The sequence below is a fragment of the Pseudoduganella rivuli genome, assembly GCF_009674485.1.
Lineage (GTDB): Bacteria > Pseudomonadota > Gammaproteobacteria > Burkholderiales > Burkholderiaceae_D > Rugamonas > Rugamonas rivuli_B.
In genome coordinates this window covers 19,755-33,725 of sequence record NZ_WKJJ01000015.1, presented here as the reverse complement: position 1 = coordinate 33,725, position 13,971 = coordinate 19,755, and the positions used below count along the sequence as shown (strand labels likewise).

The window sequence follows — 13,971 nt, the reverse complement described above, 5'->3', positions numbered from 1 at the left end:
CAGCAATAAGCGTTACGCGATCCGGCCGGTCCGGCGGATCGCTTCCAGCACGCGGTCCAGCGCATCGGGCCGCAGGCAATCGATGACTTGCCGTTCCGGCATCGACCGCAGCCACGTCAGTTGCCGCTTGCACAGCTGGCGCGTGGCGATGATGCCGGTCTCACGCATGGTGGCGTAATCGATCGTGCCATCCAGGTATTCCCACGCCTGGCGGTAGCCGACGCAGCGGATCGACGGCAAACCCAGGTGCAGGTCGCCCCGTTTGCGCAGCGATTCCACTTCCGTGATCAGGTTGCCGTCCGGGCTGTCGGCCAGCATCTTGTCGAAGCGCACCGCAATGCGCTCGTGCAGCACACTGCGGTCCGACGGTTCCAGCGCCAGCGGCAGCACGTCAAACGGCAGGGCGGTTTTTTCCTTTTGCGCCAGCAGCGCCGACATCGGCCGGCCGGACAGGGTGATGATTTCCAGCGCGCGCTGGATGCGCTGCGCATCGTTGGGTTTCAGGCGCGCCGCCGTGGGCGGGTCCAGCTGCGCCAGGCGCGCGTGCATGGCGGGCCAGCCGTCGCGCGCCGCTTCGTCGTCGAGCGCGGCGCGCACGGCGGGATCGGCGGCGGGCAAGTCATCCAGGCCATCGGCCAGGCCCTTGAAATACAGCATGGTGCCACCCACCAGCAGCGGCAGCTTGCCGCGCGCCACGATGTCGTCGACCAGGCGCAGCGTATCGGTGCGGAATTGCGCGACTGAATAGGCATCCAGCGGATCGAGGATATCGATCAGGTGGTGCGGCGCGGCGGCCAGTTCGTCGCGCGTGGGTTTCGCGGTGCCGATGTCCATGCCCCGGTAGACCAGCGCGGAATCCACGGAAATGATTTCAGACGGGATGCGCCGGGCGATGGCCAGCGCGGCGGCGGTCTTGCCGGACGCGGTCGGGCCCATGATGGACACGGCCAGGGGGCGTTGCTGTGATTCTGTCATATCAAATAATGCTTACCGGCGAAACTCACTGGCCGCGCAGGAACAATTTATCGAGGGCGCTGATTTCCACCTGCACCCAGGTCGGACGGCCATGGTTGCACTGGTCGGCCCGCTCGGTGCTTTCCATCTGGCGCAGCAGCGCATTCATTTCCTGCACGGACAGGATGCGGTTGGCGCGCACGGCCGTGTGGCAAGCCAGGGTGCCCAGTAATTCATTGCGGCGCTCGATCAGCACGCGCGAGCCGCCATATTCGCGCACGTCGCGCAGTATGTCGCGTGCCAAGGTTTGCACGTCGGCGTTTTTCAGCAGCGCCGGCACGGTGCGCACGGCCACGGTGGTGGGCGACAGCGCGGCGATATCGAAACCCAGCGCTTTCAAGGTGTCTTGCTGTTCGTGCACGGTGCCCACTTCCACGCCGTCGGCAAAGAAGGTCACGGGAATCAGCAATTGCTGCACTTGCATGTCCTGGCCATCGACGCGGGCATCGAGCGCGTTCTTCAACTGTTCATACAGGATGCGCTCGTGCGCCGCGTGCATGTCGACCAGCACCAGTCCCTTGCTGTTTTGCGCGAGGATATAAATACCGTGCAGTTGCGCCAGCGCGAAGCCGAGCGGGAATTCTTCCTGCGCCATGGCGGCGGACGATGCGATGAACGGCTTGGGTTCCGGGATCGCATATGACGCGCTGCGGCCGGCCTGGGCGGATGCGGCGAAGTTGCCTGGGGCATTGTCGCCAGCGGCGCCGCTGTTGCCGCCAGCGCCTTCCGCAGCGCCGTCATGGCGGAACAGCGCGCCGTAGCGCTCCATGTTTTGCGCCACGCCGGGCAGGTTGCCGTGGCGCCGCTCGTCCTGGCGCTGGCCGAACGGCGACGGTGAAAACGTCGCCGGGTGGTCCGGATTCAGGATGGCGCCAAACGATGCCTGCTGGTGCGGGCGCATGGCGGGCGCGGACGCTTCGATGGCGCCGGCCGCCGGCAGCGGCGACGGCGTATTGCCGTGCGACGTGGCCGACGTGGCGGCCAGCGCGCGCTGTACGGCGTGGAAGACGCACTGGTGCACGGCGCGGCTGTCGCGGAAGCGCACTTCGATTTTCGACGGGTGCACGTTGACGTCCACCAGCGCCGGGTCCATGTCGAGCGACAGCACGTACGACGGGAAGCGGTCGCCGTGCAGCACGTCTTCATAGGCGGCGCGCACGGCGTGCATCAGCACCTTGTCGCGCACGAAGCGGCCATTGACATAAAAGAACTGGCCGTCGGCGCGGGCTTTCGAGGCGGTGGGCAAGCCGACAAAGCCGCGGATGCGCAGCGGGCCGACGGTTTCATCAAGCGGCAGGCGCGCGCCGGCAAAGCCGTCGCCGAGGATCTGTGCGCTGCGGCGGGCAATTTCACTGACGTTCCAGTGTTCGACGGTGCGGCCATTGTGCGTGAGCGTGAAGGCGACATCCGGGCGGGCCAGCGCGATGCGGCGCACCACTTCGGCGCAATGGCCATATTCGGTTTGCTCGGACTTCAGGAACTTGCGGCGTGCGGGCGTGTTGTAATACAGGTCGCGTACGTCGATCGTGGTGCCGGTGGGGCCGGACGATGGCGTGACCGTGCCCAGGTGCGAGCCCACCAGTTCCCACGCGTGCGGCGCATCGGCGGTCCGCGTGGTCAGGGTCACGTAGGCAACGGAGGCGATGGAGGCCAGCGCTTCGCCCCGGAAGCCCAGCGTGCCGACGTGCTCCAGGTCGTCCAGCGACGCGATTTTCGACGTCGCATGGCGCGCCAGCGCCAGCGGCATCTGGTCGGGTGGAATGCCGCGGCCGTTATCCGTGATGGCGATGCGCTTGACGCCGCCTTCCTCCAGCCGCACGGTGATTTGCGTGGAACCGGCGTCCAGTGAATTTTCCAGCAATTCCTTGACGACGGCCGATGGCCGTTCGACCACTTCGCCGGCGGCGATCTGGGAAATCAGCTGGTCGGGCAGCGCCTGGATCGGGCGCGGGGTGGCGTGCTCAGGGATTGGGGAAGAGGCAGGGGCGTTCATTCTGCCATTATAAGCCAGCCACCCGGCTCCCAATCAGCCCACACTCAGCGCGCCTGTTCGCGCACCGGGATGGTCACATTGCACAGCTCGATATAGCCGGCCGGGACCTTGGTCCACGGACCGGGCCGGTTGCGCTGCGATTCCGCCACGGCCTTGAAGCTGGCCGAATCCGTGCGCATGACTTCCAGGTGTGAGCGTTCCGCTTCCGGCACGTCGGCCGCCAGGCGGATGGATTTGATTGGCACGTTTTGTTCCGGCTTTTCATAAAAGCCCAGCGGACCCGTGCCCCGTGGCAGGCTGGACAGCAGCGGCATGCCCGACACGACGCGGCCCACCACGGTGATGTTGCGGTCCAGGTGGCGCGGCGCGTGGCCGGTCACCGCATACAGCGACGTGCCGCTGCCGCTGTCGGCATCCATGTCGCGGCCCACGCCGACCATGCCATAGCAGTGCGTCAGCCACGTGGTTTTGGTTTTCGGGTCGCGGCCCACGGGGAAACCGTTGGAATGGCCCACTTGCGGCGCGTAGCCGTCGTGGTCCGGCAGGCGGACGAAGTGCTTGTCGTTGGCCATCGGCGCCGTGAATTCGGCCGCCAGTTTGGCCTGGGCGGAACCGAGCGGGCGGGGATTTTTCTCGTCCGCATCGCCCCATTGCGCCACATAGTTGTCATGCGAGCGCAGGACTACCAAGCCGTCAAAATAGTGTTCCTTTACCAGCGTGCGGATGTTGGCCGCATGCTTCGGTGCGAATTCCGGCGCCAGTTCGATGACCACGCGCCCGGCGGGCAAATCCATGTACAGTGTATTGCCGGGATCCAGCGGCCGCCACTCGGAAGGCTGCGATGCCTTGATGACATCGCTGGCGGACAGTTTATTGGTGGTGGCGGCTTGGGCGGCGGCGCTGGTCAGCGCGAGCGCGGCAAGCAAGGCGGGGGTGTACGCGTGCATGCAGGGGTCTCCGGGTTTTAATGTGTCTGGATTGTAAATCACGGCTCAGTGTGGTGTATGATTCCGGCGCTACCTTTCAGGAATTTTATGGATTTCGTGCAATTACTGGACATGCTCGTGCATGTCGACAAAACGCTGGACTTGTTGATCTCGCAATATGGCACGCTGATTTACCTGGTGCTGTTCTTCATTATCTTCGCGGAAACAGGCCTGGTTGTTCTGTTCTTCTTCCCTGGCGATACCCTGCTGTTCATTGCGGGTGCGCTGTGCGCCACGGGCCAGATGAATTTGCCGATCCTGATGGCGCTGCTGGTGACGGCGGCCGTGACCGGCAACACGACGAATTACTGGATAGGCGAAGCCATCGGGCAACGCGTGTTCACCCACAACTACCGCTGGATCGACAAGGATGCGCTGAACCGCACCCACATGTTCTTCGAGAAACACGGCGGCAAAACCATCATCCTGGCCCGTTTCATCCCCGTGGTGCGCACTTTCGCGCCGTTCGTGGCGGGGGTGTCGGACATGAGTTTCTCGCGTTTCCAGATGTTCAACATCACGGGCGCCGTGCTGTGGGTGATGTCGCTGACGGTGGCCGGCTACATGTTCGGCAATGTGCCGATCGTGCGCGACCACCTGACCACCATCGTCATGATCGGTGTCGCCGTGGCGCTGGGGCCGCTGGCGCTGGGCGCGCTGTGGAAGCTGGGCCGCCGCATGCTGAACCGCCGCGCGGCCGGCCGCTGAGCCGGACCACCGGGAGGGCGGCGCCCCGCCGCCTCCCGCGCTTCGCCGGCAGTATTTCGTCCTGCACATCTCAAGTTTTCCTTCTATGCAACCGTATACCGGGATAAGCATTTCATCTCCGGAATCCCATGCGTAACCTGATCGTCCTGATTGCCTGTTGGTGTACCGCGCACGTGCTGTCGGTGGCACACGCCGCCGATAGCGCGTATGCGTCGCCCAGCGTAAGCAGGTTCAAGTCCAATATTGAAAGTATCCGCCCGATGAGCCCGATGCAGGTCGGCGGCGGCGGCTCGTCCCGTTCCGGCAGCAAGGCGGAAGACAAAGCCGGCGACAAGAAGTCGGGCGGCAAGCCGCGCCCGTTGACGGAGCGGGAAAAGGAAGAGCAGGCCGAAGCCGAATTGCAGGCCCGTATCGCGGAAAAACTTGCTACCATGAAGGCGCAGCAGGCGGCCCGCGCCGCCGCGGCAGCCAAGGCCAGGAAGGAAGCCGATGCGCGCGCCAAAGCGCTGGCCCTGATGCCGCCGCCGCGCGCCAACGGCACGCACTGGGGCTATGAGGGCGAGATCGGGCCGGCCAACTGGCACAAGATCAATTCGGACTGGATCAAATGCAGCACCGGCAACCGCCAGTCACCGATCGATATCCGCGACGGCATGAAAGTCGAGCTGGAACAGATCGTGTTCGATTACCACCCTTCCGCGTTCAACGTGCAAGACAATGGCCACACGGTGCAAGTAACGATGGGGGGCGGCAATTTCATCACGGTGGGCAACCGCGCTTATGAACTGGTGCAATTCCACTTCCACCGGCCGTCGGAAGAGCGCATCAACGGCAAGGGCTATGAAATGGTGGTGCACCTGGTGCACAAGGATGGCGAGGGCCGCTATGCCGTGCTGGCGCTGCTACTGGAGCGGGGTAAGCCGCAGCCGGCCATCCAGACCGTGTGGAATAACCTGCCGCTGGAAAAAGGCGACGTGTCGGCTCCCGCGATCGTGCTGGACCCGAACGATTTATTGCCGCAACGGCGCGATTACTTTACCTACATGGGTTCCCTGACGACGCCGCCCTGCACGGAAAACGTGCTGTGGCTGGTGATGAAGGAACCAGTGCAGGCGTCGCCGGCGCAGATGGCGCTGTTCTCGCGCCTGTATCCCTTGAATTCGCGCCCGATCCAGCCCACGTCGGGCCGCATGATCAAAGAGTCGATGTAACGGCGTGGGCTGGACCGGGCTGCGTCCCGACATAGCCAATAAGCAGCCCACGTCGGGCCGCATGATCAAGGAGTCGATGTAACGGCGTGGGCCGGATCGGCCCACGCGATACTTATTCGGGCAATACCGTGACGCTGTGCGTCCCGCGCCACTCCGCACCGGCCGCCAGCGGCTGCTTGTCGACGCGGGCCGGTTCGATGCACAGGAAGGCGCTGTGTTCATGGTCCGCCAGATCGGCAATCGCCGCCGCGCCTTTCTCGCCCGGATTCCACACCACCCACTCCGTGAACCCCTGCTGTTCCAGGCGCAGACGGGCATTCGCCGTCTGCAGTTCCAGCGATGGCGTGGCGGGATGGATATCGTCCAGCGCGTCGGCAAAATGGATGGCGCCGGCCGCCAGGCCATGCAGCGTCGTCTTGCTGAATGCCCCGACCGCGTAATACGTGTGCAGTGCGCACGCGAAGTCCCAGCTGGTGTCGCTGGTGTTGTCGACGCGGAAGTCCATGCGCAAGGTATCGCCATCCAGCGTGAAGCGCAGGCTCAGCGCAAAGCGGTGCGGCCAGCCTTGCGCCAGCTTTGCGGGCACGTCATCCTGCGTCAGCAAAAACTCGGCCGACGCCTGGTTGCCTTCATCGCCCGTGCTGCCCAGCCGCCACGTGGACAGGCGCGCCACGCCGTGGCGCTGGCCGTCGCCGCGGGTGGAAAACTGCGGGAAGATCACGGGCACCCCGCCGCGGATGGCGGCGCTGCCGTCCAGCGGCGAGCGTTCCGACATGAACAGCCGCTCGCGGCCATCCGGGGTTTTCCACGACAGCAAATGCGCGCCATACAGCGCCACCAGGGCGGAAGCGCCGTCCGGCGCGGTAAGGCGGATGGCGGGCAGGCTGCCGGCGGTTTCCGTGCTGATCATTAGGTTCCTTAAGCAATGCGGCTCTTGGCGAGCGGCGGGTTTTTCGCGAAGTAGTGGCGGATGCCGGTCACCACGGCATCGGCCAGTTTGTCCTGGTAATCGAGGTCGCGCAGTTTGGCTTCTTCTTCCGGGTTGGAAATGAACGCGGTTTCAATCAGGATCGATGGAATGTCGGGCGCCTTCAGCACGGCAAAGCCGGCTTGTTCGACCGAGCCCTTGTGCAGGCGGTTGATACCGCCGATTTCCCCCAGCACGGCCTTGCCCAGCTTCAGGCTGTCCGTGATTTGCGCGGTGGTCGACAAGTCCAGCAGCACGCTGGCCACTTGCGGATCATGCCGCTGCACGTTGACGCCGCCAATGTTGTCCGCTTCGTTTTCCTTGTTGGCCAGCCAGCGCGCCGCGCTGGAACTGGCGCCTTTTTCCGACAGCACGAACACGGACGAGCCGCGCGCGGACGATTGCACGAATGCGTCCGCGTGGATCGAGACGAACAGGTCGGCCTGCACCTTGCGCGCTTTTTCCACGCGGGTGCCCAGCGGCACGAAGTAATCGCCGTCGCGCGTCAGCATCACGCGCATGTTCGGGTGCTGTTCGAGACGTGTTTTCAGGCGCTTGGCGATGGCCAGCACCACGTCCTTTTCCCGCAATCCGGTGGCGCCCAGCGCGCCCGGGTCTTCGCCGCCATGGCCCGGGTCCAGCGCCACGGTGATCATGCGCGTGACCTTCATCGGCTTGTCCTTCTCCCTGTCCGGAGTCGGCGCCGGGCGCTGCGCCAGCGCGTCGGGTTTGGCCGGGGTGTCCGCAGGCGCCGGCGTTTGTACCGGCGGCAGGCCGGGCGCCGGTTCCGGTTTCAGCAGCACCGGCGATTGCGCCGCCTGTGCCGCCTGGCCGGCCTGCACGGCGGTGCCGGGCGCCGCCACGGGCGCCGGCGGCTGCGATGGACGGACCGGCGTGCTGCCCGGCTGGTCGCTCCAGTCGCCTTTTTCTATCATGGCGGCAATCGGGTCCGCTTCCCGCACGGGATACAGGTCGAAGATCAGCCGGTGCTTGTACTGCCCGGCCGGCGCCAGCGTGAAGACTTGCGGTTTGACTTCCGCTTTCAGGTCGAACACCAGCCGCACCACGCTCGGCGTGAACTGGCCCACGCGCACCTGCCGGATATACGGGTCGTTCGACTGGATTTTCGCCACCAGGCTTTTCAGCGTCGGCGTCAGCTGCAAGCCTTCGATGTCCACCACCAGCCGGTCCGGATCCTTGATGATCAGGTGGGTGGCCTTCAAGTCGGAATCGTTTTCCAGCGTGACGCGGGTATAGTCTTCGGCCGGCCATACGCGCACGGCCAGGATTTGCGCGGCCAGCGCGGGCAACGGCGCAAACACGGACAACAGCAAGGTGCCGCCCGCTTTCAGCACGGTGCGGCGGCTTACTGGTCGGCGGCGGGGCGTTGCAGATTCCCCGGTCAGAGATTCGGGGCGAATTTGAGGCGTTCCAGGCATGACAAACCTAAGGCAGAGGACGCTTGCAATTCTACATCACGTCCATCCCCCGCCACAGCCAGGAATACACTGAGATCCGGTGGCGGCAGCACGGAACCCGCTTTTTCAGGCCATTCCACGATGCAAACATTGTCGCCGTTGAAATCTTCGCGGAAACCCGCATCGAGGAATTCTTCCGGGCTGCTCATCCGGTACAGGTCAAAATGAATGACATTGATGTCGCGCCCATCCATTTTCACGCTGTATGGCTCGGACAGCGTGTAGGTGGGACTTTTCACGTTGCCCGTGTGGCCCGCCGCGTGCAGCAGCGCGCGGGTGAGGGCGGTTTTGCCGGCGCCCAGGTCGCCGTGCAGGTAAATGGCCATGCCCGGCGTAATGGCGCGCGACAACGCGGCGCCCAGCGCGGCCGTGCCGGCTTCGTCATGGAGGTGGGATTTGAAGTGCTGCATTGGTTCAGTCTGTAAAATGGTGGTTGATAGCTCTCTATGCCGCAATTTTAAAACCAATGTCCGCTGCAATTTCCGATTCTTACAATTTAGACGAACTGGCAAGTTCCATCAAGGAATGGGGTATCGCGCTGGGGTTTGCCGAGTTGCGCATTGCCGACATCGATTTGTCGCATGCGGAAGCGGGATTGCAGGCGTGGCTGGACGCGGGCATGCATGGCGAAATGGATTACATGGCCAGCCATGGCATGAAACGGGCCCGTCCAGCCGAACTGGTGCCCGGCACGGTGCGCGTGATCACGGCGCGCATGGATTATTTACCGGCCACGCAGGATGACGACTGGCGTGCGCGGGAAATCGCCCGCACCCGCGATCCCCATGCCGCCGTGATTTCCGTTTATGCGCGGGGCCGCGATTACCACAAGGTATTGCGCGCGCGCCTGCAGCAACTGGCCGACCGCATCCAGCACGCCATCGGCCCGTTCGGTTTCCGCGTGTTCACCGATTCCGCGCCCGTGATGGAATTGCCGCTGGCGGAAAAGTCCGGCCTGGGCTGGCGCGGCAAGCACACGTTGCTGTTGAACCGCAGCGCCGGTTCCATGTTCTTCATGGGGGAAATCCTGGTCGATATTCCGCTGCCCGTCGATGCGCCGACCGATGCGCGCTGCGGCCAGTGCAGCGCGTGCATTCCCGCCTGCCCGACGCAGGCCATCCTGGGACCGGGCCGGCTCGATGCGCGCCGCTGCATCTCGTACCTGACCATCGAGCTGAAAAACGCGATTCCCGAAGACTTGCGGCCACTGATCGGCAACCGCGTCTACGGCTGCGACGATTGCCAGACCGCGTGCCCGTGGAACAAGTTCGCGCAGCGCGCCGTGCTGCCGGACTTCGATGAGCGGCACGGGCTGGGCAGCGCCGGCATGGTGGAGCTGTTTGCCTGGAGCGAAGCGGAATTCAACCAGCGCATGGAAGGCTCGCCGATCCGGCGCATCGGTCACGAACGGTGGCTGCGCAACCTGGCCGTGGGCCTCGGCAATGCGGCCGCGATGGGGGCGAAGGGCGATGCGGGGATCGTGGCGGCGTTGCAGGCGCGGATTGACCATCCATCCGCCATGGTGCGCGAGCACGTTGCATGGGCGCTTGGCCGGCACTGTTGAGTGCGTACGGCGGCTTTTACAAAGCCGCCGTTGAGCTGCCGGGACCTACGGAGTTGGCGCCCGTGTCATTGGTTCAGTAGTTGGCCCGTTACTTCAGCAGTCCCGCCAGCTCCACCGCGGTTTTCACCTGCATCTTGTCAAAGATGTGCGCCCGGTGCACCTCCACCGTGCGCATGGAAATGCCCAGCTCGTCGGCCACCACCTTGTTCATCTTGCCTGCCAGGATCAAGTCCAGCACTTCCCGTTCTCGCTGCGACAAGGTGGCGAGGCGGGCGTGGATGGCGGCTTTTTCGCTGGCCTGGCGGGCATTGGCCAGGCCTTCTTCCACGCGGTCCATTAACTGATTGTCGTTGAACGGCTTTTCAAAAAAATCAAACGCGCCGCGTTTCAGGGTATCGACCGCCATCGGGACGTCGCCGTGGCCCGTCAGGAAAATCACGGGCAGGCGCTGCGTCACGTTGCGCGCGGCCAGATGGTCGAAGACGGCGATGCCGTTCATTTCCGGCATGCGCACATCGAGCAGCAGGCAATCGCCCTGCGAGTCGAATTCGCCTTTTTCCACCCAGGCCAGGAATTCTGCAACGGTGCCGTAGGCTTTTGCGGGAATTGCGCGCGACGACGCCAGCCACGACAGCGAATCCCGCACGACGGCTTCATCATCGACGATGTGCAGCATGGTAAGTCCTTTCAGGTTGCCGCCGCGGCGGCAGTGGCGGCCGGCAGCGTAAAGGTAAAGATCGTGCCGCCGCCGGGATTGGCGCGGTGCGTCAGGGTACCGCCGTGGAATTCTATCGCGGTGCGGCAGACATTCAAGCCCATGCCCATGCCTTCGGCCTTGGTCGAGAAGAATGGCGAGAACAGGCGCTCGGCGACGTCGTCCGGAATGCCGTGGCCCTGGTCTTCCACCCGCACCGCCACCATGCCCGATTGCGCGTCGTGGCTGGCGGCGATCTGCAGCACGCGCCGTTCGGGCGGCACGTGCGCCATGGCTTCGATGGCGTTGCGGGTCAGGTTCAGCAACACTTGCTCGACCATCACGCGGTCCGCCAGCACCGGCGGCAAATCGTCCGGGATCAGCACGTGCAAGGTCACGTGCTTGTTGCGGGTTTGCAGTTCGATCAGCGCGCCGATGCTGTCCAGCAGTGATTGCACCCGCACTTCCTGGCGCTCCGGTTCGCGCTTCTTGACGAATTCGTGCACGCTGCGGATGATCTGGCCGGCCCGCTGCGCCTGCGCCCCCGCCTGTTCCAGCGCGGGTTTCAATACGTTGCAGTCGAGCGCTTCCCCCTTGCCGGCAGCGCGCGCCATCATGTTCAGCGCGCCCGTCGTATAGCTGGAAATCGCGGCCAGCGGCTGGTTCAGCTCATGCGCCAGCATCGACGCCAGTTCGCCCATGGTGGCAAGACGCGCGCTGGTTTGCAGCTTTTCCTCCTGCTGGCGGTTCAATTCTTCCACGCGCTTGCGGTCCGAGATATCGAGGATGGAGCCCATCCAGCCGGTCTGCTTGCCATCGCCATCGACCAGCGGCGATTCAAAGATCAGTACCGGCACGCGGGTGCCGTCCGGCCGCACGAACACGGTTTCCACCTGGGGTTCCACGTTGCCGGCCAGGATGCCGGCAAAGCGGTGCTGGTATTCGCCGATGGCTTCCGGCGCCCAGTACGGCATCGGCGGCTTGCGGCCCACCAGCTGGTCCGCCGGATAGCCGACGATCTGGCAAAACGCGGGATTGACATAGGTGACGCGGCCTTCCAGGTCGCGCGCGCGCAATCCCGTCAGCAGCGAATTTTCCATCGCGGTGCGGAACAGCATTTGCTGGCGCAGCGCCCCTTCCGCCTGCAACCGGCGCGAGATGTGGATCCACAGCGCCATCAGGCTCCACAGCAATCCCAGTGACAGCGCAATGACGGAACCCACCAGCAGATTCGGCAGCAGCTTGGGTTCGCTTTTCACGCTGTCCGTCATCAAGGTCACCACGGAGCCGGGCAAGTCCAGCGCGCGCTTGTGTGTATACACGCCGTGGCCGGGACCTGCCGCCGTGCGGCGCGCCAGGACCTTGTCGTCGCGGTCCAGCAGCGAAATCTGGTTATCCTGCGCAAACCACCACGGCACCATTTCATCGAGAATGGCAGCCGCGCTGAACGAGGCCACCACGGTGCCCAGGTGGCGCTCGCCATCAAAAATGGGATAGTGGTATTCCAGCACCGTGGCGCCGGCCGCATCGAGCAGCGGCTGGCTGTAGACGCCGCGGCGCGCGCGGCGCGCGTGATCCGCCACCAGCAGGCCGGCCGCATCGAGCGGGCCGGCTTGTCCATCGGTGCCGGCGACGACACGGCCGGTCGGATCGACCCAGCGCACGTTGCGCAATTCGCGGCCGGTTTGCAGCAGGCGGTTCATCCGTTCCGGCAATTGCGCGCGGGCGATGCTGCCGGAGGCAATGTCGGCGGCCAGCGCCTGCATGGCGTCTTCATGGCGGCCCAGTTGGAAGCGGATGGTTTGCTCGACCCACAGCGTATCGGCAATCAATTGCTCCTGCCGTTCGCTGCTTTCCATCTGGCGCGCCTGCCACGGAAGCCAGATCAGAATCGCCAGGAACAGCAGCACCAGCATGACAGGCAACAGCCAGCGCACCGGGCTGGTGGCAAGGGGGCGAAGTGCGGTGGCGGTCGCGGTTTTCATGAGCGCAGCGTAATGCCTCGGTATTAATCAGCCATTGTGGTTTTCCACAGTAGCGGCGGCTTGCACGCCGTGGTCAGAATGCGTAACGTAGCCATAATAATGTATCTTCCTTCCGGAGACGCCTGATGAAATTGAAATTCCTGGCCGCTGTGTTAGCCATTGGCGTCAGCGCCCAGGCCTCCGCCCAGTCGCCCATCGTCATCAAGTTCAGCCACGTGGTGGCGCCGGATACGCCGAAGGGCCAGGCGGCGGAACGTTTCAAGCAACTGGCGGAAAAGTTCACCAACGGCCGCGTCAAGGTCGAAGTCTATCCCAACAGCCTGCTATATAAAGACAACGATGAAATGGAAGCGTTGCTGCTGGGCGCCGTGCAAATGCTGGCGCCGTCGCTGGCGAAATTCGGCCGCCTCGGCGTGCGCGAATTCGAAGCGTTCGACTTGCCTTACATCTTCCCGTCCAAGACCGCGCTGTACAACGTGACGGAAGGGGACATCGGCAAGGGCTTGCTGAAGAAGCTGGAAAGCCGGGGCATCACGGGCCTGGCGTATTGGGACAATGGCTTCAAGATCATGTCCGCCAACAAGCCGATCCACCATCCCACCGATGTCAAAGGGCTCAAGATGCGGATCCAGCTGTCGAGCGTGCTGGAAGTGCAAATGCGCGCGCTGGGCGCCTACCCGCAAGTGCTGGCGTTTTCCGAGGTGACGCAGGCGCTGAAGACCGGCGTGGTCGATGGCACGGAAAATCCGCCGTCCAATATGTATACGCAAAAGATGCACGAGGTGCAAAAGCACGTGACGGTGACCAACCACGGTTACCTGGGTTACGCGGTGATCGTCCACAAGAAGTTCTGGGACGGGCTGCCGGCCGATATCCGCTCCGCGCTGGAAAAAGCCATGAAGGAAGCCACCACGTTTGAAAAAGCCATCGCGCAGCGCGACAACGACGCGGCGCTGGAAGCCATCAGGAAGTCCGGCAAAACAGAGGTCTACCTTCCCGGCGTGAAAGAACAGGCCGAATGGCGCCGCATGCTGATGCCGGTGCAAAAGGAGATGGAAGGGCGCATCGGGAAAGAACTGATTTCCGCCATCAACAAGGAAACGGCCAAATAAGACGCAAAACGCACTCCGATGGTGCGTTTACCATATTTTGGTGCGTTGTGCGCATGTTGTTTTAGCACTGAATTAAAAATTTTCTCGCTTCAAAAAAAACAGCAAAAATTTTGTCTCTTCAGTTATGATGGCGTCGCTCCGGCAGTGACGCATAACGATATGTGCCCCGGTAGCAAAGAACAAAGGTTTTAGTGGGGAGAGTACATAACAACGGTAGCCAATACCGCGGATATACTTGAGGAGACACACGGCATACAGT

12 protein-coding genes are annotated in these 13,971 nt (G+C 63.7%); 4 read left to right on the top strand and 8 right to left on the bottom strand.

Features of this window, described 5'->3' with window-relative positions:
- Positions 1-12: 12 nt before the first annotated feature.
- The 3 genes from miaA to GJ700_RS22460 are packed head-to-tail and all read right to left on the bottom strand — an operon-like array spanning position 13 to position 3,954.
- Positions 13-975, bottom strand: coding sequence for a tRNA (adenosine(37)-N6)-dimethylallyltransferase MiaA (gene miaA, locus GJ700_RS22470; RefSeq protein ID WP_154378118.1), 963 nt, complete (start codon positions 973-975; stop codon positions 13-15).
- 25 nt (positions 976-1,000) lie between these two features.
- Complete coding sequence (gene mutL, locus GJ700_RS22465) at positions 1,001-3,007, bottom strand: DNA mismatch repair endonuclease MutL (RefSeq protein WP_154378116.1); 2,007 nt, start codon at positions 3,005-3,007, stop codon at positions 1,001-1,003.
- A gap of 44 nt (positions 3,008-3,051) precedes the next feature.
- Positions 3,052-3,954 carry a peptidylprolyl isomerase gene (locus GJ700_RS22460; protein ID WP_154378113.1) on the bottom strand — a complete coding sequence of 301 codons (903 nt, stop codon included), beginning with the start codon at positions 3,952-3,954 and terminating at the stop codon, positions 3,052-3,054.
- A gap of 87 nt (positions 3,955-4,041) precedes the next feature.
- Here GJ700_RS22460 and GJ700_RS22455 point away from each other — a divergent pair, with 87 nt between their 5' ends.
- Positions 4,042-4,701, top strand: a complete 660-nt coding sequence (locus tag GJ700_RS22455) for a VTT domain-containing protein (protein WP_154378111.1) — start codon at positions 4,042-4,044, stop codon at positions 4,699-4,701.
- Positions 4,702-4,829: 128 nt separating this feature from the next.
- Positions 4,830-5,912 carry a carbonic anhydrase gene (locus GJ700_RS22450; protein WP_154378109.1) on the top strand — a complete coding sequence of 361 codons (1,083 nt, stop codon included), beginning with the start codon at positions 4,830-4,832 and terminating at the stop codon, positions 5,910-5,912.
- 112 nt (positions 5,913-6,024) lie between these two features.
- Here the strand turns inward: GJ700_RS22450 and GJ700_RS22445 are convergent, their stop codons facing one another.
- From GJ700_RS22445 to tsaE, 3 genes are read right to left on the bottom strand one after another with little or no spacing between them, the layout of a single operon-like run.
- Positions 6,025-6,822, bottom strand: a complete 798-nt coding sequence (locus GJ700_RS22445; RefSeq protein ID WP_154378107.1) for a D-hexose-6-phosphate mutarotase — start codon at positions 6,820-6,822, stop codon at positions 6,025-6,027.
- An 8-nt stretch (positions 6,823-6,830) separates the two neighbouring features.
- Positions 6,831-8,318 carry an N-acetylmuramoyl-L-alanine amidase gene (locus tag GJ700_RS22440; RefSeq protein WP_154378105.1) on the bottom strand — a complete coding sequence of 496 codons (1,488 nt, stop codon included), beginning with the start codon at positions 8,316-8,318 and terminating at the stop codon, positions 6,831-6,833.
- The gene (gene tsaE / locus GJ700_RS22435; protein ID WP_154378103.1) at positions 8,282-8,767 is read right to left on the bottom strand and encodes a tRNA (adenosine(37)-N6)-threonylcarbamoyltransferase complex ATPase subunit type 1 TsaE; all 486 of its coding nucleotides are present in this window, start codon (positions 8,765-8,767) and stop codon (positions 8,282-8,284) included. Before tsaE ends, GJ700_RS22440 begins: the two co-directional genes overlap by 37 nt.
- Positions 8,768-8,823: 56 nt before the next feature.
- On the opposite strand from tsaE, the gene queG reads away from it, so the two are divergent.
- Positions 8,824-9,921, top strand: coding sequence for a tRNA epoxyqueuosine(34) reductase QueG (gene queG / locus GJ700_RS22430; protein WP_154378101.1), 1,098 nt, complete (start codon positions 8,824-8,826; stop codon positions 9,919-9,921).
- Positions 9,922-10,009: 88 nt separating this feature from the next.
- On the opposite strand, the gene GJ700_RS22425 is transcribed toward queG, so the two are convergent.
- The gene (locus tag GJ700_RS22425) at positions 10,010-10,597 is read right to left on the bottom strand and encodes a response regulator transcription factor (RefSeq protein ID WP_154378099.1); all 588 of its coding nucleotides are present in this window, start codon (positions 10,595-10,597) and stop codon (positions 10,010-10,012) included.
- An 11-nt stretch (positions 10,598-10,608) separates the two neighbouring features.
- Positions 10,609-12,600 carry a PAS domain S-box protein gene (locus GJ700_RS22420; protein ID WP_154378097.1) on the bottom strand — a complete coding sequence of 664 codons (1,992 nt, stop codon included), beginning with the start codon at positions 12,598-12,600 and terminating at the stop codon, positions 10,609-10,611.
- A 125-nt stretch (positions 12,601-12,725) separates the two neighbouring features.
- Between GJ700_RS22420 and GJ700_RS22415 the strand changes: the two genes are divergently transcribed.
- A complete protein-coding gene (locus tag GJ700_RS22415; protein WP_154378095.1) occupies positions 12,726-13,712 on the top strand; it encodes a TRAP transporter substrate-binding protein in 987 nt (328 codons plus the stop codon).
- The last annotated feature ends 259 nt before the right edge of the window (positions 13,713-13,971 follow it).